Annotated in this window: 21 protein-coding genes and 1 tRNA gene; 9 read left to right on the top strand and 13 right to left on the bottom strand. The window is 67.5% G+C overall.

Annotation, left to right across the window (positions count from 1 at the left end; genetic code table 11):
* Nucleotides 1-8 precede the first annotated feature (8 nt).
* The 3 genes from I5803_RS00705 to I5803_RS00695 all read left to right on the top strand — a co-directional run bounded on the left by I5803_RS00705 (nt 9) and on the right by I5803_RS00695 (nt 2,152).
* Nucleotides 9-82: transfer RNA gene (locus I5803_RS00705), tRNA-Gly, on the top strand.
* 37 nt (nt 83-119) lie between these two features.
* On the top strand, nt 120-593 hold the full coding sequence (locus I5803_RS00700; RefSeq protein ID WP_196984509.1) for a thioredoxin family protein: 474 nt from the start codon (nt 120-122) through the stop codon (nt 591-593).
* Nucleotides 594-604: 11 nt separating this feature from the next.
* Nucleotides 605-2,152 carry an amidase gene (locus I5803_RS00695; protein ID WP_196984508.1) on the top strand — a complete coding sequence of 516 codons (1,548 nt, stop codon included), beginning with the start codon at nt 605-607 and terminating at the stop codon, nt 2,150-2,152.
* 5 nt (nt 2,153-2,157) lie between these two features.
* On the opposite strand, the gene I5803_RS00690 is transcribed toward I5803_RS00695, so the two are convergent.
* Genes I5803_RS00690 through imuA form a run of 3 tightly spaced genes read right to left on the bottom strand, consistent with a single transcriptional unit; the run spans nt 2,158 to nt 7,445 of the window.
* Nucleotides 2,158-5,463, bottom strand: a complete 3,306-nt coding sequence (locus tag I5803_RS00690) for an error-prone DNA polymerase (RefSeq protein WP_196984507.1) — start codon at nt 5,461-5,463, stop codon at nt 2,158-2,160.
* Nucleotides 5,456-6,751 carry a DNA polymerase Y subunit UmuC family protein gene (locus I5803_RS00685; RefSeq protein ID WP_196984506.1) on the bottom strand — a complete coding sequence of 432 codons (1,296 nt, stop codon included), beginning with the start codon at nt 6,749-6,751 and terminating at the stop codon, nt 5,456-5,458. The genes I5803_RS00690 and I5803_RS00685 overlap by 8 nt, the downstream gene beginning before the upstream one ends.
* Nucleotides 6,720-7,445 (bottom strand): translesion DNA synthesis-associated protein ImuA, encoded by a 726-nt coding sequence (imuA, locus tag I5803_RS00680; protein ID WP_354001606.1) that lies wholly within the window; start codon nt 7,443-7,445, stop codon nt 6,720-6,722. The genes I5803_RS00685 and imuA overlap by 32 nt, the downstream gene beginning before the upstream one ends.
* Nucleotides 7,446-7,587: 142 nt before the next feature.
* Here imuA and I5803_RS00675 point away from each other — a divergent pair, with 142 nt between their 5' ends.
* The 4 genes from I5803_RS00675 to I5803_RS00660 are packed head-to-tail and all read left to right on the top strand — an operon-like array spanning nt 7,588 to nt 10,692.
* Nucleotides 7,588-7,890, top strand: a complete 303-nt coding sequence (locus I5803_RS00675; protein ID WP_196984504.1) for a type II toxin-antitoxin system HigB family toxin — start codon at nt 7,588-7,590, stop codon at nt 7,888-7,890.
* 2 nt (nt 7,891-7,892) lie between these two features.
* A complete protein-coding gene (locus I5803_RS00670; protein WP_196984503.1) occupies nt 7,893-8,255 on the top strand; it encodes a helix-turn-helix domain-containing protein in 363 nt (120 codons plus the stop codon).
* 18 nt (nt 8,256-8,273) lie between these two features.
* Nucleotides 8,274-10,130 (top strand): ABC transporter ATP-binding protein, encoded by a 1,857-nt coding sequence (locus I5803_RS00665; RefSeq protein ID WP_196984502.1) that lies wholly within the window; start codon nt 8,274-8,276, stop codon nt 10,128-10,130.
* Complete coding sequence (locus tag I5803_RS00660; protein ID WP_231402311.1) at nt 10,120-10,692, top strand: DNA-3-methyladenine glycosylase; 573 nt, start codon at nt 10,120-10,122, stop codon at nt 10,690-10,692. Before I5803_RS00665 ends, I5803_RS00660 begins: the two co-directional genes overlap by 11 nt.
* 6 nt (nt 10,693-10,698) lie before the next feature.
* Here I5803_RS00660 and I5803_RS00655 read toward each other — a convergent pair whose 3' ends face one another.
* From I5803_RS00655 to I5803_RS00635, 5 genes are all read right to left on the bottom strand, one after another.
* A complete protein-coding gene (locus I5803_RS00655) occupies nt 10,699-11,478 on the bottom strand; it encodes a head GIN domain-containing protein (protein WP_196984501.1) in 780 nt (259 codons plus the stop codon).
* Nucleotides 11,479-11,603: 125 nt separating this feature from the next.
* Entirely contained in the window at nt 11,604-12,122 is a 519-nt protein-coding gene (locus I5803_RS00650) for a hypothetical protein (protein WP_196984500.1), read from the bottom strand.
* Nucleotides 12,123-12,284: 162 nt separating this feature from the next.
* Nucleotides 12,285-13,664 (bottom strand): CoA transferase, encoded by a 1,380-nt coding sequence (locus I5803_RS00645; RefSeq protein ID WP_196984499.1) that lies wholly within the window; start codon nt 13,662-13,664, stop codon nt 12,285-12,287.
* Nucleotides 13,661-14,296 carry a 3-oxoacid CoA-transferase subunit B gene (locus I5803_RS00640; RefSeq protein ID WP_196984498.1) on the bottom strand — a complete coding sequence of 212 codons (636 nt, stop codon included), beginning with the start codon at nt 14,294-14,296 and terminating at the stop codon, nt 13,661-13,663. The genes I5803_RS00645 and I5803_RS00640 overlap by 4 nt, the downstream gene beginning before the upstream one ends.
* A gap of 3 nt (nt 14,297-14,299) precedes the next feature.
* Nucleotides 14,300-15,007, bottom strand: coding sequence for a CoA transferase subunit A (locus I5803_RS00635; RefSeq protein WP_196984497.1), 708 nt, complete (start codon nt 15,005-15,007; stop codon nt 14,300-14,302).
* A gap of 131 nt (nt 15,008-15,138) precedes the next feature.
* Here I5803_RS00635 and I5803_RS00630 point away from each other — a divergent pair, with 131 nt between their 5' ends.
* Together I5803_RS00630 and I5803_RS00625 are read left to right on the top strand one after the other, a co-directional pair.
* Complete coding sequence (locus I5803_RS00630) at nt 15,139-15,684, top strand: PAS and helix-turn-helix domain-containing protein (protein WP_196984496.1); 546 nt, start codon at nt 15,139-15,141, stop codon at nt 15,682-15,684.
* A gap of 20 nt (nt 15,685-15,704) precedes the next feature.
* Nucleotides 15,705-16,856 (top strand): succinylglutamate desuccinylase/aspartoacylase family protein, encoded by a 1,152-nt coding sequence (locus tag I5803_RS00625; protein ID WP_196984495.1) that lies wholly within the window; start codon nt 15,705-15,707, stop codon nt 16,854-16,856.
* A gap of 1 nt (nt 16,857) precedes the next feature.
* On the opposite strand, the gene I5803_RS00620 is transcribed toward I5803_RS00625, so the two are convergent.
* Genes I5803_RS00620 through I5803_RS00600 form a run of 5 tightly spaced genes read right to left on the bottom strand, consistent with a single transcriptional unit; the run spans nt 16,858 to nt 21,183 of the window.
* Complete coding sequence (locus I5803_RS00620; protein WP_196984494.1) at nt 16,858-17,295, bottom strand: DUF1178 family protein; 438 nt, start codon at nt 17,293-17,295, stop codon at nt 16,858-16,860.
* A gap of 7 nt (nt 17,296-17,302) precedes the next feature.
* Complete coding sequence (locus I5803_RS00615; RefSeq protein WP_196984493.1) at nt 17,303-17,875, bottom strand: NUDIX domain-containing protein; 573 nt, start codon at nt 17,873-17,875, stop codon at nt 17,303-17,305.
* A gap of 4 nt (nt 17,876-17,879) precedes the next feature.
* Nucleotides 17,880-18,176 (bottom strand): DUF2818 family protein, encoded by a 297-nt coding sequence (locus I5803_RS00610; RefSeq protein WP_196984492.1) that lies wholly within the window; start codon nt 18,174-18,176, stop codon nt 17,880-17,882.
* Between the two features lie 34 nt (nt 18,177-18,210).
* The gene (nuoN, locus tag I5803_RS00605; protein WP_196984491.1) at nt 18,211-19,698 is read right to left on the bottom strand and encodes an NADH-quinone oxidoreductase subunit NuoN; all 1,488 of its coding nucleotides are present in this window, start codon (nt 19,696-19,698) and stop codon (nt 18,211-18,213) included.
* A gap of 12 nt (nt 19,699-19,710) precedes the next feature.
* Nucleotides 19,711-21,183: an NADH-quinone oxidoreductase subunit M gene (locus I5803_RS00600; protein WP_196984490.1), complete on the bottom strand. Its 1,473-nt coding sequence runs from the start codon at nt 21,181-21,183 to the stop codon at nt 19,711-19,713.
* Between the last annotated feature and the right edge of the window lie 3 nt (nt 21,184-21,186).

Genomic DNA, 21,186 nt, shown 5'->3' with positions numbered 1-21,186 from the left:
GCCAGTTCGCGGGTGTAGTTCAATGGTAGAACGGCAGCTTCCCAAGCTTTAGACGTGGGTTCGATTCCCATCACCCGCTCCAGTGACACGGCCAGGTCACGTGGAGGAAAATGCTTCCCATGAAGTCCTTCGCCTCCCCCCTGCGGACGGCCATCGCCGTCCTCGCATTCGCCCTCTCCTCCACCGTCTTCGCCGCCGACCTGCCGGCGAAGTTCGACCCGTCCCGCGACGCCGCCAAGGACGTCGCCGCCGCCACTGCGCAAGCCAAGGCGCAGGGCAAGCGCGTGATCGTCGACGTGGGCGGCGAGTGGTGCTCCTGGTGCCACATCCTCGACCGCTTCGTGAACGACAACGCCGATGTCAAGTCCATCGTCGAATCGGAGTACGTGTGGGTGAAGGTGAACTGGTCGCCCCAGAACAAGAACGAAGCCCTCCTCTCGCGCTGGCCCAGGATCACGGGCTATCCCCACCTGATGGTGCTGGATGCGGACGGCAAGCTGCTGCAATCGCAGAACACCGGCCTGCTGGAAGCCGACAAGACCTACGACAAGGAAAAGATGCTCGCCTTCCTGCGCCGGTACGCCGCGAAGTGAAGGCCGCGAAGATGAACTCCCGGTCCCCTCGCCTCCTGGGCGTCCTCCTGCTCGCCGCCACCACGGCCCACGCCGCGACCTCCATCGTCGAAGCCTCGGTCGACCAGCTGCAACGTGACATGGCGGCGGGCCGCGCCACCGCGCAATCGATCACCCAGGCCAGCCTCGCGCGCATCCGGCAGTTCGACGCGCACGGCCCCGCGCTCAACGCCGTCCTGCAAACCAATCCGGAAGCGATGTCCATCGCGCGCGAACGTGACCGGGAGCGCAAGGCCGGCAAGCTGCGCGGGCCGCTGCACGGCATCCCCGTGCTGCTCAAGGACAACATCGACACCGGCGACCGCATGCCGACCACCGCCGGGTCGCTCGCGCTGGCGGAGACGCGCGCGCAGCGCGACGCGTTCATCGTGCGCAAGCTGCGAGACGCGGGCGCGGTGATCCTCGGCAAGACGAATCTCTCCGAGTGGGCGAACATCCGCTCCAGCAAATCCAGCAGCGGCTGGAGCGCGGTGGGCGGCCAGACGAAGAACGCCTATGCGGGCGAGCGCAACCCGTGCGGATCGAGTTCCGGCACCGGGACCGCCGTCTCGGCAAGTTTCGCGGTCGTCGGGATCGGCACGGAAACCGACGGCTCCATCGTGTGCCCGTCCGGCGTCGCCGGGCTCGTGGGGATGAAGCCCACGGTGGGCCTCGTGAGCCGCTCGGGGATCATCCCGATCTCGCACTCGCAGGACACGGCCGGGCCGATGACGCGCAACGTCGCCGACGCGGCAGCCGTGCTCAGCGCGATCGCGGGCGTCGACGCGGCCGACGCGGCGACGAAGGCCGCGCAGGGCCACGTGGAGGCGGACTACCGCGCCTTCCTCAAGCTCGACGCGCTCAAGGGTGCGCGCATCGGGGTCGCGCGCAAGAAGGTCACCGGGTACAGCCCCCACACCGACCGCCTGTTCGAACAGGCGATCGCGGACCTGAAGCGCCTCGGAGCGGAGATCGTGGACCCCGCGGATTTCGGCTCGCTCGGCGATTACGACGACGACGAACTCGAGGTGCTGCTCTACGAGCTGAAAGCCGATCTCAACGCATACCTCGCGCAGCGGCAAGGTGCGCCGGTGAAGTCGCTGGCCGACGTGATCGCATTCAACGATCGCAATGCCGTCAAGGAAATGCGCTATTTCGGGCAGGACCTGTTCGAGAAGGCGCAGTCCAAGGGGCCGCTCACCGACGAGACCTATACGAAGGCCGCGGAGAAAGCGCGGCGCCTCGCGCGCGCGGGCATCGACGAGGTGCTGGCCGCGCACAAGCTCGACGCGATCATCGCCCCCACCGGCTCGCCCGCCTGGCTCACCGACCACGTCAACGGCGATTCGTTCCAGGGGTCGAGCTCGTCGCCCGCCGCGGTTGCGGGCTACCCGACGATCAGCGTGACGATGGGCGCCGCGATGGGCCTGCCGGTCGGCTTGAGCTTCGTGGGGACGGCGTGGAGCGAGGGGAAGTTGCTCGGGCTGGCCTATGCGTACGAGCAGGGAACGCGGCACCGGCGGGCGCCGAAGTTGAAGTAACGGTCTCAGTGAAAATCGCGGCTGCTGCTGCTCAGCTCCCCCAGCCTTCCGAGCAGCGGCGTCAGGTCCTCCATCCGCTCCGCGATCAGGTGGCGCACGTTGCCGCTCTCCTCGTCGCGCTGCCATTTGCCCCACACCGCGAGCAATCGTGAACGCAGCAAGGCGTCGCGCTGCTCCTCGCGGACGCTGCGCCACACGATCACGTTCACGGGGCCGGTCTCGTCCTCCAGCGTGACGAAGATCGTGCCGTTGGCGGTCTGCGGCTGCTGGCGCACGGTGACGATGCCGCAGGCGGCGACCCGCCGGCCGCTCGGCAGGTCGCGCAGCTCGTCGGCATTGAGCAGCTTCATCTTCGCCAGGCGCGGGCGCAGCAGCGCGAGCGGATGGCGGCGCAGCGTGAGGCCGAGCGATGCGTAGTCGAACACGATCTCCTCGCCTTCGCGCGCGGCGGGCAGCTCCAGCGCCTCTTCGTTGATCGGCGCGCCCTGCAGCAGCTCGGGCGCGCGGCGCTGCGCGGCCGCATCCCACACCTGCTGGCGGCGATGGCCCGCGAGCGACATCAGCGCGTCGCCGGCGGCCAGGGCGTTGAGGTCCTTCATGTCGAGCGCGGCGCGCAAGGTGAGGTCCTCGGTATTGCGGAACGGCCCGAGCCCCCTGCACTTCTCGATGCGGCGGCCCGCCGCTTCGCTCAAGCTGCCCACCATGCGCAGGCCCATGCGGACAGCGGGTTTCGAATCGGGGAAATTGGAATCCGACCCCCATTGAAGGGTGCAGTCCCAGTCGCTGTGGGAGACATCGGGGGGCAGCACCTGCACGCCGGCGCGCCTCGCGTCCTGGATCAGCTGCGAGGGCGAATAGAAACCCATGGGCTGCGAATTGAGCATGGCCGCGAGGAAGCACTCCGGCTCGTGGCACTTGAGCCAGCTGCTCTGGTAGGCGAGCAGCGCGAAGCTGTAGGCGTGGCTTTCGGGAAAGCCGTATTCGCCGAAGCCCTTGATCTGCTCGAAGATGCGCAGCGCGAATTCGCGCGTGTAGCCCTCCTTCAGCATGCCGCCGATGAGGCGCTCCTCGAAGCGCTCCACGCCGCCCTTGCGCTTCCATGCGGCCATCGCGCGGCGCAGCGAATCGGCCTCGGTCGCGCTGAAGCCGGCGGCGAGCATGGAGATCTCCATCACCTGCTCCTGGAAGATCGGCACGCCCAGCGTGCGCTCCAGCGCCTTCTTCAGGCGCGGCTCGGCGCCGTCCTTCGTGGAACGCTCGTATTCGATGACTTCGCCGTTGTCGCGCCGGTCGCGCGCCTTCAGGTACGGGTGCACCATGCCGCCGGAGATCGGGCCGGGCCGCACGATCGCGACCTCCACCACGAGGTCGTAGAAGACCTTGGGCTTCAGGCGCGGCAGCATCGACATCTGCGCGCGGCTCTCGATCTGGAACACGCCCACCGTGTCGGCGCGGCGGATCATCTCGTAGGTGGCCTCGTCGGCATGCGTGATGTCGTAGCGCGTGAAGGGCTTGCCGCGGCGCAGCGCCACGAAGTCGATGCAGCGGCGGATCGCGGTGAGCATGCCCAGCGCGAGCACGTCCACCTTCATGAGGCCCATGTCCTCCAGGTCGTCCTTGTCCCACTGGATGACGGAGCGGTCCTTCATCGACGCGTTCTCCACGGGCACGAGGCGCGTGAGCTTCGTCTTCGTCAGCACGAAGCCGCCCACGTGCTGGCTCAAGTGGCGCGGAAACCCCATCAGCTCCTCGGTGAGGTGCATCCACAGCGCGGCGTCGCGCGGCGCGATCGCGGCGCCCGCGGTGGCCGCCATCTCCTGCAGGCGCTGCGTCGCGAGCCGGTCGTCGAACCAGTGGTGGTCCTTCGCGAAGAGGTCGACGAGGCGCTCGTCGACGCCCAGCGCCTTGCCGACATCGCGGATCGCGCTGCGCGTGCGGTAGCTGATCACCACCGCGGCGATGGCGGAGCGCTCGCGGCCGTACTTGCCGTAGATGTACTGGATCACCTCCTCGCGGCGCTCGTGCTCGAAGTCCACGTCGATGTCCGGCGGCTCGTTCTTGCGGTCCACGCTGATGAAGCGCTCGAGCAGCGGGTGCGAATCCTCCGGGTCCGCCGCGGTGATGCCCAGGCAATAGCACACCACCGAATTCGCGGCCGAGCCGCGGCCCTGGCACAGGATGCCCTGGCTGCGCGCAAAGCGCACGATGTCGTGCACCGTGAGGAAGAACATCTCGTACTTGCACTCGGCGATGAGCTTGAGCTCCTTCTCGATCCACGTGACGATGCGCTCCGGGATGCGGCCCCGGTAGCGCTCGTTCGCCGATTCGTAGGTGAGCTGCCGCAGCGCCCCGGTGGGCGTCATGCCGGCGGGGACGGCTTCCTCCGGATAGTCGTACTTGATCTCCTCGAGGTCGAAGCGGCAGCGGCGCATCACCTCCTGCGTGGCGGCGAGCACTTCCGGCGGGTAACTGGACGCGATGCGCTTGCGCTGGCGCAGGTGGCGCTCCGCGTTGCCCTGCAGCGCCATGCCGCATTCGCGCACCGGACGGCCTTCGCGCACGGCGGTGATCACGTCGTGCAGGGGCTTGCGCGAGCGCACGTGCATGTGCACGTCGCCCGCGGCCACCAGCGGCACGTGCGCGCGTTCGCCGGCTTCCTGCAAGGTCGCCAGCCAGAGGTCGTCGTCGATGAGGTGCGGCAGCTCCACGGCGAGCCACAGCGCGCGGCCGAAGAGCGCCCGGCATTGCACGAGGCGGGCTTGCAGCGCATCCGCGTCCAGAGTGCTCTCCCGCAGCGGCGCGAGCAGGATCTCGCAGCCCTGCAGCAGCGTGAAGTCACTTTCCTCCCAGCTCACGTCGTACTCGCCCTTGGGCGCGGCCATGCGGGCGTGGGTGATGAACTGGCACAGGCCGCCCCAGCCTTCGAGGTCGCGCGCGATCGCGACGAGGCGGAACCCTTCCAGCAGGAATTCGCTGCCGTACAGCAGCGTGAATTCCCGTTTGCGCCTGTCGTCCGGCGATTCCTTTTCCAGGCGCTCGATCAGCTCCTGGTGCTGCCGCCAGCCGGACAGCCCGCGCACGACGCCGGCCACCGAGCATTCGTCGGTGATCGCGATGCCCGCGTAGCCGAGGTTGTAGGCGCGCTGCACGAGTTCCTGCGGATGCGACGCGCCGCGCTGGAAGCTGAAGTTGCTGATGCAGTGCAGCTCCGTGTACGCGGGCAGGCCGTCGGGACCACCCCGCAGGATGGGCGGCAGGCCGTCGTCTTCGCCCAAGCCCTGCGGCGATTGCTTGGGATGGCTTTCAGGCATAGAGCCCCTGCAGGTACCAGCGAAACGAAGTCGCGTGCTCCAGCGTGCGCGACAAGGGCCGCTCGCGGTAGATCCACACGAGGCCCGCCTTCTCGCTGCGCGCGATGAAGTAGTCGCGCAGTGCCGGCTCGCCGTCTTCCCACCAGCCCGTTTCGATGCGGTACAGGCGGGTGAGGCGGCGCAGGGGGCCGAAATAATGGGGGACGTCTCTTTTGACTTCCAATGCCAGGGGCTCGGGGAGGAGCCAGGGCGGATAGATCGCGTCCTGCATGCCGGAGGGAGGAAGTGACGTGCCTTGCTCCCTCGCAACGCGAGCCGCCACCCACCCCTGCATCCGCTCCGGCCGGTGATCCTCGGTCACGCACGGCACCACCACGTTCCCCTCCCCCAGCCGCACGCTCAATCGCTCGACCAGTTCATGCAGCCGCTCGCCCTTCACGTTGTCCTCCGGCAGGAGGCTCGTGTTGATGCCGCCCCAGGGCACGGTTTCCAGCGAGCGCAGCCGCAGGTAGTTCGCGGGTGCCGCCAGCGACGCGCGCGACAGGTGCTCGTTCATCAGGCGGCGCAAATGCGCGATGTCCTGCGTGGGCTGCGCGGTGCGGATCACGAGCTGTTCGTGCGAGGGCAGCCGTACGCCGTTCAGGCGGCGCAGGTCCAGCGTCCATTCCAGCTCCAGCGCGAGCACGCCGCGGTGCCGGCCCTGCAGCCACACCTGCAGTTGCGAGAGCAGGCGCTGCGCGCTCCACATCAGCTCGGGCGCGGTCGTCGCCAACGCCGCGAGTTCGTACTTCATGTCGAAGGCCTCGGGCAGTTGCAGCCACTCGTAGCGCTCGGGCTTGTCGCCGTACGCCGCGTCGAGCGCATCGAGCAAGGCCGCGCCGAAGCGCCGCGCCACGCCCGCGCGCGGCAGGGCGCGCAGGCCCCCCCAGGTGCGACAGCCCGTGCGGTCCAGCGTACGCACGTGCTCGCGCGCGGCGCTGAGCGCATCGAGCGGCAAGTCCTGCGGGAGGTGCTCGGGCGGCCCGTCGCCGCGCAGCTTCATGCGCAGCAGCGCGAGCGCGACCAGCGCCGTCTCGCCGGCGGCCCAGCGCGCACGCGCGAGCGGCTCGCATTCCTTCACGAGCGCGCGCAGCAGGCGCCCGCGCCCGCCCCACAGCCGCTCGGAGCCGGAGACTTCGAGGAGGATCGCCTCATCGACCTCGGCGACGCGCGGCGTGAACTGCAATGCGCGCCAGCCCCAGGCGATGCGCTCCTCGTCACGGGAGGGCAGCAGCGCGATCCAGTACATGCGGTCTCCGGGACAAGGCCGGCGCCGGTATGGCGATGGCGGGGGTGGGAGTGGATGGGGAGGTGGCGCGGCCCTGGCGTGCGGCGAGCAGCGCGGCCACGCGCGCCGAATGCGCGGGCAACTCGATCGGCGTGTCCAGCGGCGGGCCGCGGCGCTTCAGGATGCGCAGCTGCAGCGTGTCCGTGCCTTCGAGCAGCAGGCGGATGCGCGCAGGCGACGAGTCGTTTCGGACATCCAGCCCGCGCATCACGAAGAGCAGCTTGTCATGCTGCTGGGCGGCGAGGTGCAGGCGCCGCAGCTCGGCGCTCTTGCTGCGCGGCAGCCAGGCCATCACGGCGACCACGTCGGCGCAGCGCAGCGCCTGCTCGGCGGCCCACAGGCGGGACGACGGCTTGCCGGCCTTGACGCACAGCAGCCGCTCGCCGGGCAGGCCTTGCGCGGCCAGGCTGGGGATGAACGGCTCGAAGGGCGGCGCGACCAGGACCACCGGCCCTGCCTTCTGCCGCACGGCCTGGGCCAGGGCGGGCAGCAGCAGTTGCCAGACGTGCGGGCCGGCGGGTTCCTGCAGGAGTTCCACCAGGCTGCCCACGGGCCAGCCGCCGCCGGGCAGGTGGATGTCCAGCCTGGCGTGCCCGGTGGCGACGAGTTGCTCATGCACGTGCGCAAGCTCAGGCGTGCGCCAGACGTGGGGCACGGAGACCGGAGGAGCGAGGCACAAGGGTTGCACGGCGAACTGCTTAAAATACTGTTTCTTTATACAGTATTTTCGAGGCTCGCCATAGCAGTCTGAACGCCAAAACCACTGACCACCAAGTCCCAAATTGGGACTAAAATCCATGCGTGTGATTGCATTGAAATCGATTCGTGACTTCAGCCTCCAACACCCCCGTGCCGCACAAGCCCTGAGTGCATGGGCCGAAGAGGCACGCAAAAGCTCCTGGAAGACCCCGCAGGAGATCAAGCAGCGCTATAGCTCCGCGAGTTTCCTTCCGGGAAACCGTGTGGTCTTCAACATCAAGGGAAATGAATTCAGGCTGGTGGTTGCCGTGGCTTATCGGTTCGAAGCGGTCTACGTCAAATTCATCGGCACGCATGCGCAGTACGACGCCATCGACGCGCTCACCATCGACATGGAGTGAACATGGAAGTTCGACCGATACATACCGATGCTGACTACCGCGCCGCCTTGAAGGCCGCGTCGGCCTTTTTCGATAGGGAGCCCGAACCCGGCAGCGAAGAAGGAGACCGATTCGAAATCCTGGTCACGCTCATCCAAGCCTGGGAAGCCAGGCATTTCCCGCTTGACCTCCCCGACCCTATCGAAGCCATCAAATTCCGCATGGAGCAATCGGGCCTGGCCATCAAGGACCTCGAACCCATGATCGGCAAGTCCAACCGTGTCTATGAAGTCCTTAACCGCAAACGCCCCCTGACACTGGCCATGATCCGCCGGCTTCATCGCGGTCTCGGCATCCCCGCCGAAGTCCTCGTCGCCGAAACCTGAAGTACCCCCGGAGCCCCTTTGTTCCCCTTCTTCGAAAAACTTCTCCACCCCTACCCCGACGCCGAACCGGCGCTGCCGCCCAAGGGCTTCCTCCCCTTCGTCTGGGCCTGCACCTACGGCATCCGCGGCTACATCGCCGCGCTGGCCGTGCTGAGCGCGGGCATCTCGGCCTACGAGGCCTGGCTCTTCGCGCTGCTCGGCCACATCGTCGACTGGCTGGGCCACATCGAACCGGCGCGGCTGTGGGAGGAACAGGGGCACATGCTGCTCGTCGTCGGCGGCGTGCTCGCGGGCAGCACGCTGCTGGTCGCGCTGCACACCTTCGTGAAGCACCAGACGCTCGCCATCAACTTCCCGCTGCGCCTGCGCTGGAACTTCCACCGGCTGATGCTCGGCCAGAGCATGGCCTTCTACTCCGACGAGTTCGCGGGCCGCATCACGACCAAGGTGATGCAGACCGCGCTCGCCGTGCGCGAAATGGTGTTCACGACGACCGAGGTCGTGATCGGCATCGGCGTGTACTTCATCACCATCCTCGCGCTGGCCGGCGGCTTCGACGCGAAGCTGATGCTGCCCTTCGCCGGCTGGTTCGTGCTGTATGCGATCTCGGTCGTGTACTTCGTGCCCCGCCTGGGCAGGATCGGCAAGAAGCAGGCGGATGCGCGCGCGATGATGACGGGCCGCATCACCGACGCGTACACCAACATCTCCACCGTCAAGCTGTTCTCGCACTCGCAGCGCGAAGCGGGTTTCGCCCGCGCCGCCATGACGGAATTCATGACCACCGGCTACCGGCAGATGCGGCTCGTCACCGCGTTCGAGATCGTCAACCATTCGCTGGTCGTGCTGCTCATCATCGCGACCTGCGGCTATTCCATGTTCCTCTGGACGCACGGCGAGATCGGCGTCGGCGCCGTCGCCGCCGTGACGGCGATGGCGTTGCGCATCAGCGGCATGTCGCACTGGATCATGTGGGAGATGGCGTCGCTCTTCGAGAACATCGGCACGGTGCAGGACGGCATCGGCACGCTCACGCGGCCGCGCGTGGTGGTCGACAGCCCCGGCGCGCTGCCGCTCGAGGTGCCGCGCGGCGAGGTGAAGTTCGAGCACGTGAACTTCAACTACGGCAAGAAGACGCCGGTGATCCAGGACTTCTCCCTCACCGTGCGCCCGGGCGAGAAGATCGGCCTCATCGGCCGCTCCGGCGCGGGCAAGTCCACGCTGGTGAACCTGCTGCTGCGCTTCTACGACGTGGAGTCGGGCCGCATCCTCATCGACGGCCAGGACATCGCACACGTCACGCAGGACAGCCTGCGCAGCCACATCGGCATGGTGTCGCAGGACACCTCGCTGCTGCACCGCTCGGTGCGCGACAACATCGTCTACGGCCGCCCCGGCGCGAGCGAGGAAGAGATGCTGCTCGCCGCGCAGCGGGCAGAAGCGCACGCCTTCATCGGCGGGCTGTCGGACCTGCACGGGCGCACGGGCTACGACGCGCACGTGGGCGAGCGCGGCGTGAAGCTCTCGGGCGGCCAGCGCCAGCGCATCGCCATCGCGCGCGTGATGCTCAAGGACGCGCCCATCCTCCTGCTCGACGAGGCGACCAGCGCGCTCGACTCGGAAGTGGAAGTCGCGATCCAGTCCAGCCTCAACACGCTCATGCAGGGCAAGACGGTGATCGCGATCGCGCACCGGCTCTCCACCATCGCGGCGATGGACCGGCTCGTGGTGATGGACGGCGGGCGCATCGTCGAGGAAGGCGACCACCGCACCCTGCTCGCGCAAGGCGGCCTGTACGCGCGCCTGTGGGCGCACCAGAGCGGCGGTTTCCTCGGCGAGAACGAACCGGACGAGGAACCCGCCCTTGCCGCCTGACGCACTGCTGCGGCCGCGCGATTTCGCGGGACGGTCCGAGGTCGTGGCGCGCGCCTTGATCGGCGCGACGCTGCTGGTCGACGGTGTCGGCGGCCGCATCGTGGAGACCGAGGCCTACGACCACGAAGACCCCGCCTCGCACAGCTTCTCCGGGCCGACGGCGCGCAATGCCGTGATGTTCGGCCCGCCCGGCCGCGCTTACGTGTATCGCTCCTACGGCATCCACTGGTGCCTGAATTTCGTGTGCGGCGAGGAAGGGCACGGCGCGGGGGTGCTGATCCGCGCGGTGGAACCGCTGCAGGGCCTGGACATGATGCGCGCGCGCCGCGGCCTGGATGATCCGCGGCTGCTGTGCTCGGGCCCGGGGCGGCTCGGGCAGGCGCTGGAAATCACGCATGCGCTCAACGGGATGCGGCTCGACCGGAAGCCTTTCCAGGTGCTGGCCGCGCAGGGCCCGCATGAAGTCATCGAAGGCCCGCGCATCGGGATCACCAAGGCAATGGACGTCCCCTGGCGCTTCGGCCTGGCCGGCTCGCGCTTCCTGAGCCGGCCCTTTCGCTGAATCGGGTCAGCGCGGGGCGGCGCCCAGCCGCTTCATGCTGCCCGAGCCCACGACAGCCGTGCGCAGCTTCGGGTCGCCCCAGTAGCTCACGTCGCCCGAGCCCGCGACGGACACGTCGAGCTTCTCGCGCGCCCACACCGTGACGTCGCCCGAACCGCCGATGCTCACCTCCACCTTGTCCGCCTTCAGTTCGCCGGCCTGGACCCCGCCGGAGCCACCGATGGCGATTTCCAGCTTGCGCGTCGTGCCCCCGCCGACTTTCACGCTGCCGCTGCCGCCCATGGCGGCCGAGACGCTGTCGCTTTCGGCGCTCTTCACGTGGATCGAGCCGGAGCCGCCCACGTGCAGTTCCAGGTTCTTCGACTTCAGGGGGTCCGTGGTGATGGTGCCCGAGCCGCCGACGGCCAGCTCTTCGATCTGCCTGGCCGTGACGACGACCTTGAGCGTGCGCGGCTCGAGGCTGAGCCGCTCGCGCACCGGACGGATTTCCAGGGTGCCGTTGTCGACGCGGGTGGCCACCAGCGGCAGCAGGTTCTCGTCGGTCTCGATCGTCACGCTTTCGGCGTTGCCGATCCGGACCTCCACTTCCGCGGGCAGGGACACCGCGACGCCGGTGAAGCGCCCGAGCGCGCGGTCCTGCTTCTTCACGACGCCGTTGCCCTTGACGGTTTCGGAGCCGGTCAGCCACGCCGGACCGGCGGCCAGGGCGGAGGCGGCCGCCAGGACGGCGACCAGGATGAAAGCCAGGGTCGCGCCCCGGCGGGAGGAGTGGGAAATCGTCGTCATGTCGGGCCCTCGTTGGGTTGGAATGGCCCGATCCTATGCAGCGCCCGTGGCGGGCGCACGCGGCATGCGACACGTTGCAGGAAATCCGCGCCAGCCTGCAGGCCGGCGCGATGGATGGCAAGGGATCAGCGCGGCGAGAACTGGCTCACGGCCGTCGGCTGGTCGCGCAACTCGGTGATCATGGCCGAGCCGGGGGCGCGGATGATGGCCGGACCGGCGCCCATGGATTGCGTGGCCGACCGGGCCTGCGCGAAGGTCTGCGAGGGCAGGACCGTCACGCCGGGCTCCATCCGCGCATCGCGGGGCTCCACGAGGGCCAGGCCGCCCATCATGGGCTTGAAGGGCACGTTCATCGCCTGCGCCGTGCGCTGGTCGGTGATCAGCGTCGAGCCGACGCGCGCCGGCGCGAGGCGGGAGGCGGTGATCACGGACGGGCAGCTCGTCGACGCGTCGAACACCATGCTGCTGCCGGCTTCGAAGCGGGCGCCCAGCGCCTGGTGCAGCGGCAGGCTCATGTCCACCGGCGGCTGGTCGCCCTGCCAGGCGACGCGGCCAGCGCGGTCGTAGACGGTATAGCAGGCCATGGCCTGCATCGAGGCGCCTGCGAGCAGGCCGCACAGCAAGAGGGACTTCGTGAGGTTCACAGCGTTTCTCCGGTTCGCGCGCGGATTTGCGCGAGTTGATGGAGGGATATTCCACCGGGCGCCGCTGCGGATGTGCAGGCGCAGGGGCACAGCGCCTGTCGGCGCGCTTCCCCAGCAGCCGAACGCCAACCGCCCGCGCGCGTGGCGCGGGATCCCTACTGCTCAGTCCCAACGGGGCGGATGGCTCCCTGGCGGCATCGACGGGCGCACCCACGCCGCCGGGGTGCGCGACAGTTGCGCGCTGTGACGCACACCGGCCAATTCGCCCCACCCGGAACGCACGGTTTCGAGGTAAGGCTGCATCGAGGGCCGGGCTGCGGAAGGCCCGCCCTCGACACGGCCGAGTTCGCGAAGCCACTGCCCGGTTTGCGCCAGGGACAGCTGGACATGCCAGCTGCCACCCTCGCGCTGCTGGCGGTGCAGCGCAGCGGCCGCGGTCATCGCGATGAGGCAGCCCGTGGCCTCGTCAAGGATCTGCATCGGCAAGGGGCGCGGGGTGTCCGAGCCGAATGCCCGGGCTTCCGCCAGGTTGAACCCCATGGCGGTTTGCACCAGCGAATCGAAGCCGCGCCTGGTCGCCCAGGGTCCTTGCGTGCCATAGGCGCTGAGCGACACATACACGAGGCCGGGCCGCCTGCCCGCGGCTTCCCGCGGACCGTAGCCGAGGGCGGCCAGTCCCCCGGGGCGATACCCCTGGATGAACACATAAGCGCCCTCGAGCAGCAGGTCCATGTCCGCACGCCCTTGCGCCGTGCGCAAGTCCACATGCGCGGACCGCTTGCCGCGGCTGGTGTCGGCGATGGCCTCGATGTTGGGCAGGTGCGGCGAATTCACGAGCATCACGTCGGCGCCATAAGCCGCGAGCGCGCGGCCGCCGACGGGGCCCGCGAGGATGCGTGTGAGGTCGAGCACCCTGATCCCTTCCAGGGGGCGCTGTTCCGCCCGCAACGGGGGCAGCGCCAGCGGCGGCGCGTCGCCGATCCGGTCCATCGTGAACAAAGGCTGCGACGCAATCGCCGCGCCTTGCGGCGATGCGTCCCACGCCTCGAAGCTGCGCAGCGCGGTCGCCACCAGGCCCGATGCCGCAGCGGCACTTTCGAAATCGATGGCGTTCCACGACAGCATGGCCTGCTCCGCCATCGCGCGATCCGCGGCCGCGGGCTCGAGCCCGAGCAGCTTCAATGCGCCGTCCCGGTGATGCGGGAAGTTCGCATGCACACGCACCCACCCGTCGGCGCATCGATAGAGGCCGGAGAACTTGTCCCAGGGGTCGGGCACGCGGCCGTCGATGCTGAACCAGCCGATGCACTCGAGCGCGGCGTGCATCATGTCGACGCTGACCTGCTGGCGCGGTGCTCCCCGCAGGTGCCCGAGTTCGCAAGCCGCGAGGGCTGCGGCGGCGATGGTGGACTGCGCCGCCGCTCCCACCGCGAAGGACGAAGGCAGGACCGGATCGCTACCGGCCAACTCCGCGAAGTCCAGCGCCTCCCCCGGCAGCCCGGCAAGCTGCCAGAGGCCGGCGAGCGCGGAGGCGGAGCTCAATGCAGCTGGACGCCCGTCTTGGCCTGCAGCTGTTCGCGCGTCACGCCGGGCGCGAGCTCGACGACTTTCAGGCCCTGCGGCGTCACGTCCATCACGGCGAGGTCGGTGATGATGCGATCGACCACGCCGACACCCGTCAGCGGCAGCGTGCACTTCGGGAGGATCTTCATGTCCTCGGTGCCGTCCTTCTTCTTCGCGACGTGCTCCATGAGGACGATCACGCGCTTCACGCCCGCGACGAGGTCCATCGCGCCGCCCATGCCCTTGACCATCTTGCCGGGGATCATCCAGTTGGCGAGGTCGCCGTGCTCGCTTACCTGCATGGCGCCGAGAATGGACAGGTTGATCTTGCCGCCGCGGATCATCGCGAAGCTGTCGTGGCTGCCGAAGATCGACGAACCCTTGATGGTCGTCACGGTCTGCTTGCCGGCGTTGATGAGGTCGGCGTCGACCTTGTCGTCGGTCGGGAACGGGCCGATGCCGAGCATGCCGTTCTCCGACTGCAGCCACACTTCCTTGTCGCCGGTGAAGTTGGCGACGAGCGTGGGGATGCCGATGCCGAGGTTGACGTAGAAGCCGTCCTCGAGTTCCTGCGCCGCGCGCGCGGCCATCTGGTCCTGGGTCCAAGGCATGATTTACGCTCCCGCTTTCTCGGTAATAGTCCGCTTTTCAATTCGCTTCTCGGGTGTCGCATTGAGCACGATGCGGTGCACGTAGATGCCCGGCAGGTGGATGTCGTCGGGCGCGAGCTCGCCCACTTCCACGATCTTCTCGACCTCGACGATGCAGACCTTGCCGGCCATCGCGACGGCGGGGTTGAAGTTGCGCGCGGTAAGGTTGAAGCGCAGGTTGCCCGACTTGTCGGCGATCGCGGCCTTCACGAGCGAGACGTCCGGCACCAGCGACTTTTCCATCACGTAGGTTTCACCGTCGAACTCGCGCAGCTCCTTGCCTTCGGCCACGATGGTGCCCACGCCCGTCTTGGTGAAGAACGCGGGGATGCCCGCGCCGCCGGCGCGCAGCTTCTCCGCGAGCGTGCCCTGCGGCGTGAACTCCAGCTCGAGCTCGTTGGCGAGGTACTGGCGCTCGAACTCCTTGTTCTCGCCCACGTACGAGGAGATCATCTTCCTGATCTGCCGCGTCTCCAGCAGCTTGCCGAGGCCGAAGCCGTCGACGCCGGCGTTGTTGGAGATGACGGTGAGGTTCTTCGTGCCGCTGGCCTTGAGCGCCTCGATCAGCGCCTCGGGGATGCCGCACAGGCCGAAGCCGCCCACGGCCATCAGCTGGCCGTCGCGCACCACGCCATCGAGGGCGGCCGCGGCGGAGGGATAGAGCTTTTTCACGAGAGTGTCTCCTTGGAATTTCAGTGCGGCGGATTGCAGGCACGTAGCGGGAAACCCGCAGGCGAACCCCACCTGAATGCCGGTACGATACTACCTAATGAGTTACGTAGTTCCTCGTAAAGGTAAGCACCATGGACGTTGACTACAGCCTGGCTTTCAAGCTGGCCCCGGTCGGCCTGTGCATGTCCCGCAACCGCGCCATTGTGGACTGCAACCAGCAGTTGTGCGAGATGTTCGGCGCCTCGCGGGAGGTGCTGATCGGCCAGTCCTTCCAGGTGCTCTACCCGAGCGCGGATGAGTACGAACGCCTCGGCGCGCGGATGGCGCCCATCCTCAATGCGAAGGGGCACTACGCGGACGACCGCATCATGAAGCGCGCGAACGGCGAGGTCTTCTGGTGCCACGTCACGGGACGGGCGCTCAATCGCGAGGCGCCCCACGAGTCCGGCATCTGGGCCTTCGAGGACCTGAGCTCGCAGCGGCCGGTCAAGGCTGAGCTCACCGCACGCGAGCGCGAGGTCGCCGCGCGCCTGCTGGACGGCCTCACGTCCAAGGAAATCGGCAAGACGCTCGCGATCAGCCACCGCACGGTGGAGATCTACCGGGCGCGGCTGATGCGCAAGTACAAGGCGTCCACCACCGCCGACCTCGTGCACAAGCTGATGGCCGGCGCCTGACTTTCTTTCCCAGGATTTCCATGCCCCATTCGAAGCGATCCATCACCCTGCCCTGCATGACGCCGGGCACCTCGCGCAGCGTCACCTACTTCCGTTTCGGCAAGGTTGGCGCGCGCCCGAAGGCCTACCTGCAGGCCGCGATCCATGCGAACGAACTGCCCGGCGCGATGGCGCTGCACCATCTCATGCCGATGCTGGTCGAGGCCGACCGCAAGGGGCTGATCCAGGGCGAGATCGTCGTCGTGCCCACGGTCAACCCGATCGGACTCGCGCAGCTCGCGGGCAACAACCACCTGGGCCGCTACGACTTCCTCGGCCGCGAGAACTTCAACCGCAACTGGCTGGACCTGTCGGACGCGGTCGCCGTGCAGGTCGGCGCCAAGCTCGGTCGCGACGCGCAGGACAACGTCGCGATGATCCGCAAGGCCGCGCTCGCGACGCTCGCGGACATGAAACCGCAGAACGAATTGCAGGCGCTGCGCGTGGAGATCATGAAGCTCTCCATCGACGCCGACATCGTGCTGGACCTGCACTGCGACCTCGATGCGGTGCTGCACCTCTTCCTCTCGAAGCGGGATTACCCGGGCCCCGCGGAGACCCTCGCCGCGGATCTCGGCGCCGAGGCGACGCTCTACAACGATCCCTATCCGCAGACTTCCACCTTCTCCGGCGTCAACGGCGCGCTGTGGGCGAAGCTGGCGGACCGCTTTCCGTCGGCCGCGATCCCGCAGGCGTGCCTGAGCGCCACCGTCGAACTTCGCAGCCAGCACGACGTGAGCCATGCCATCGGCGAGTCGGACGCGCGCAACTTGTACCGCCACCTGGTGCGCCGCGGGATCATCGCGGGGCGTGCGGGCAAGCTGCCGGCGCTCAAGGCGCCCGTGACGCCGATCCCCGGGATGGACGTGGGCTATTGCACGTCGACCGGCATCCTGGTCTACCTGGTCGAAAAGGGCGCGCACGTGCGCAAGGGCACCGCCGTATGCGAGGTCATCGATCCGGCCGACGCGCGCGGGCCCAAGGCGAGAAAGCGATACCTCGCGAAGACCGATGGCGTGTTCTTCAGCGGCAAGCAGAACGGCGCGCTGGCCTGGCCCGGTGCCGTGCTGTTCCGCATCGCGGGGGCGAAGGTGCTGCCCCACCGCAAGGGCATGAGCGGTTTGGACGACTAGGCTATTGCACCGGGCCCTTGAGCGCCTTGGGAATCGGCAGGGGCATCACACCGATGCCCTCATCCAGCAAAGCCTCGGTCTCTTCACGCGAGGCCTGGCCGCGGATGCCGCGCGCTTCGGCCTCGCCGTAGTGGATGCGCCGTGCTTCCTCGGCAAAACGTTCGCCCACATCGTCCGTGTTGACCATCACCTGGTGAACCATCTTCAGCCACGCGGCCTGCAAGGATACGTCGGGCGTGGTCATCACTTCCCTGGATGTGGAGGGCTCGGCGGCACCCAGGTTCAGGCGTGGCGCGCTGAGCAGCTTGACGACCGCGGTATCGCCGCACATCGGGCACTCGATGAGACCGCGCGAGAGCTGCGACTGGAAGTCGTCTTCGGAGGCGAACCAGCCTTCGAAACCGTGGGCATGAGAGCACTGGAGATTCAGGACCTTCATGGCCGGATTATGTGCGCCAATCCAATTTCCATACGCCCGACAGGACGTTTTGCAGCCACAGCGCGCCCGTGAGGGACTTGGCGTCCGTCAACGCGCCCGTGCGGCACCAGTCGATGACTTCGGCAGGCGTCGCCGTGAACACCTCGAGGAACTCGCCCTCGTCCAGCGTGGCCTGCGTCAACGTCAAGCCGCGTGCGAACCAGACATCGATGAATTCGGTGGAATAGGAAATCACCGGGTGCAGCACGCCGGCGCGGGCCCACTCGCGCGCCACGTAGCCCGTCTCCTCCAGCAATTCGCGCTTCGCGCAGGTGAGGATGTCCTCGCCGGGGTCGAGCTTGCCGGCCGGGAACTCGATCATGACCCGTCCCATCGGATAGCGGAACTGGCGCTCCAGCACCAGCCGCCCGTCGTCGAGCATCGGGATGACCATCACCGCACCGGGGTGGATCACGAACTCGCGGGTCGTTTCGCTGCCGTCGGGCAGGCGCACGACGTCACGGAAGGCATGCAGGAAGCGGCCCTTCAGGATCTCCTGGCTGGAGACCTTTTCTTCGATCAGGTGTTTGTCGTCGGACATCGCTTCAACGCCGGTGCAGGTAACGCCACACGAAGCCCGGGAACGCCAGGGTGATGAAGAACGCGCCCGTCACGGCGTAGAACTCCCAACCCTGCGGCGCGATCTGGCCCGCGTGGTTTTCCAGCAGGAGGCCGATGCCGCCCACGACGAAGTACATGGCGACGAGTTCGCCGAATCGCACTGCCAGGGGCTTGTCCCCGGCGAGCGGAACGACCGCGAAGAGCCGCTCGTTCATGAACGGCAGGTTCGCCGCCATTGCCGCGAGCGCGATCACGATCCAGATGGAGGCGGTCTGGGACATCTTCGAGCCGGGGCTGCCGCGAAGGCGGCCGCCTTCAGGTGGCCAGCGTCTTGATGATGGCCTGCGCGCACAGGGTCATCAGTCCGCCGGGAACGATCCCCAGCACCAGCACCAGTGCGCCGTTGAGCGTGAGCACGACGCGCACGTCCATCGGGGCGGACACGGTGGACGCGGTGATGGGTTCGTCGAAGTACATCACCTTCACCACACGCAGGTAGTAGAAGGAGCCGATCAGCGACATCATCACCGCATAGATGGCGAGCGCGATGTACAAGGTCTGGCCCGAGGCGACCAGCGCCTGGAGCACGGCCAGCTTCGCGTAGAAGCCGACCAGCGGCGGCACGCCGGCCAGCGAGAACAGGCACACCGCCATGACGCCCGCATAGAGAGGGCTGCGCTGGTTCAGGCCCGCGAGGTCGGAGATCTCCTCGCTCTCGAAACCTTCACGCGCCAGCAGCAGGATGATGCCGAAGCTCGCGAGCGTGGTGAGCACGTAGGTGATGATGTAGAACATCGCCGAGCTGTACGCGTTGGCGGCGGACAAGGTGTTGCCGTTCACCACACCGGACAGCAGGCCCAGCAGCACGAAGCCCATCTGGCCGATGGTGGAGTACGCCAGCATGCGCTTGAGGTTGGTTTGCGCGATGGCGGCCAGGTTGCCGATGGCAAGCGACGCGATGGCGAGCAGCATCAGCATCTGCTGCCAGTCGAGCGCGAGCGGCAGCAGGCCTTCCACCAGCAGGCGGATGCAGATCGCGAAGGCGGCGAGCTCCGGCGCGCTGCCGATCATGATCGTGACCGATGTGGGCGCGCCCTGGTACACATCCGGGATCCACATGTGGAATGGTGCGGCGCCCAGCTTGAACGCGAGGCCGGACACGATGAACACGAGGCCGAACACGAGCACCTGGTGCTTCACCTGGCCCGAGTTGACGATCTTGAACACCGTGCCGATGTCCAGCGAACCGGTGGCGCCGTAGAGCATCGACAGGCCGTAGAGCAGGAAGCCGCTGGCCATTGCGCCGAGCACGAAGTACTTCATGGCCGCTTCGGTCGCGGTGGCGTTGTCCCGGCGCAGCGCGACGAGCGCGTAGCTGCACAGCGTGAGCAGTTCCAGGCCGAGGTAGATCACGAGGAAGTTGCTGCCCGAGATCATCACGAAGATGCCCAGCAGGGAGAACATCGCGAGGATGAACATCTCGCCGCCCCGCAGCATGTCGCGGTCCGCCGCGTACGGCCGACCGTAGACCAGGCAGACCATCATTGCGACGGTCGCGAAGAATTTCAGCCAGTTGCCCATGGGGTCGCTCACGACCATGCCACCGAAGGCGTAGAGCGTCTGGTCCTGCACGGCATAACCTGCGGTGAGCCACGCGACCGCGGCCAGCGTGGCCATGGTCAGGAGGTACGTGAGGTTGCGCAGGCGGGTCTTCACGCCCAGGTCGACCAGGGAGACGAGGCACGCGAGTGCCAGCAGCACGATTTCGGGCGCGAGGGTGATGAGGCTTGATTTGTCCAGCATGGATTTCAGCTCTTAGAGTTTGGACGCAGCCACATGCTTGAGGAATTCCGCCACGGAGACGTTCATCACGTCGGTGAACGGCTTCGGGTACACGCCCATCACGAGCACCGCGACGGCGAGCATGCCGAGCATCAGGAACTCGCGGGGGTTGATGTCGGTGAGTTCGCGGACGTGGTCGTTCGCGACAGGCCCGAGATACACGCGCTTGAACATCCAGAGCGTGTAGGCCGCGCCGAAGATCAGCGCCGTCGCCGCGCCCAGGCCGAGCCAGAAATTCGCCTTGACCGCGCCGAGGATCACCATCCACTCGCCCACGAACCCGGCGGTGGCCGGCAGGCCGCAATTGGCCATGGAAAACAGCAGCGCGAAGGCGGTGAAATTGGGCATGGTGTTGACCACGCCGCCATAGCTTGCGATCTCCCGCGAGTGCACGCGGTCGTACAGCACGCCGATGCACAGGAACATCGCGCCGGACACGAAGCCGTGCGCGATCATCTGCACAATGCCGCCAGCCACGCCGAGGTCGTTGAAGATGAAGAAGCCCAGCGTGACGAAGCCCATGTGCGCGACGGACGAATAGGCCACGAGCTTCTTCATGTCCTGCTGCACCATCGCGACCAGGCCCACGTAGATCACCGCGATCAGCGACAAGGCGATCATGAGCCAGGCCCATTCACGCGCGGCATCGGGGGCGATGGGCATCGAAAAGCGCAGGAAGCCATATGCGCCGAGCTTCAGCATGATCGCGGCCAGCACGGCCGAGCCGCCGGTGGGCGCCTCCACGTGCACGTCCGGCAGCCAGGTGTGCACCGGCCACATCGGCACCTTGACCGCGAATGCCGCGAAGAACGCAAAGAACAGCAGGGTCTGCGCGCTGGCCCCGAGCGGTAGCTTCTGCCACACGGCGATGTCGAAGCTGCCGCCGGACTTCGTGTAGAGGAATACCAGCGCGATCAGCATCAGCAGCGAGCCGAGCAGCGTGTAGAGGAAGAACTTGAACGCCGCGTAGATCTTGTTCGGGCCGCCCCAGATGCCGATGATCAGGTACATCGGGATCAGCGTGGCCTCGAAGAACACGTAGAAAAGGATGCCGTCGAGCGCACAGAACACGCCGATCATGAGGCCCGAGAGGATCAGGAACGCGCCCATGTACTGGTTGACGCGCTCGGTGATGACTTCCCAGGCCGAGATCACCACCACGAGGCTGATGAACGCGGTGAGCAGCACGAACCAGAACGAGATGCCGTCCAGGCCGAGGTGGTAGTTGACGGCGAAGCGGTCGATCCACGGCGCCTTCTCCACGAACTGCATCGCCGCGGTGGACGTGTCGAAGCGCGTGTACAGGGGGATCGTGACGAGGAAACTCACGACGGCGCCGACCAGCGCGAGCCAGCGCACGGAGCGCGCCTGGTCATCGCGTCCCAGCGCCAGCAGCACGGCGCCGAAGGCGATCGGCGTCCAGATGGCAAGGCTCAGCAAACCCATTCT

The sequence above is a fragment of the Caenimonas aquaedulcis genome (assembly GCF_015831345.1).
Classification (GTDB): Bacteria; Pseudomonadota; Gammaproteobacteria; order Burkholderiales; family Burkholderiaceae_C; genus Ramlibacter; species Ramlibacter aquaedulcis.
Note: the sequence above shows the minus strand (reverse complement) of the source record. Positions and strands in the feature narration are given on the sequence as shown.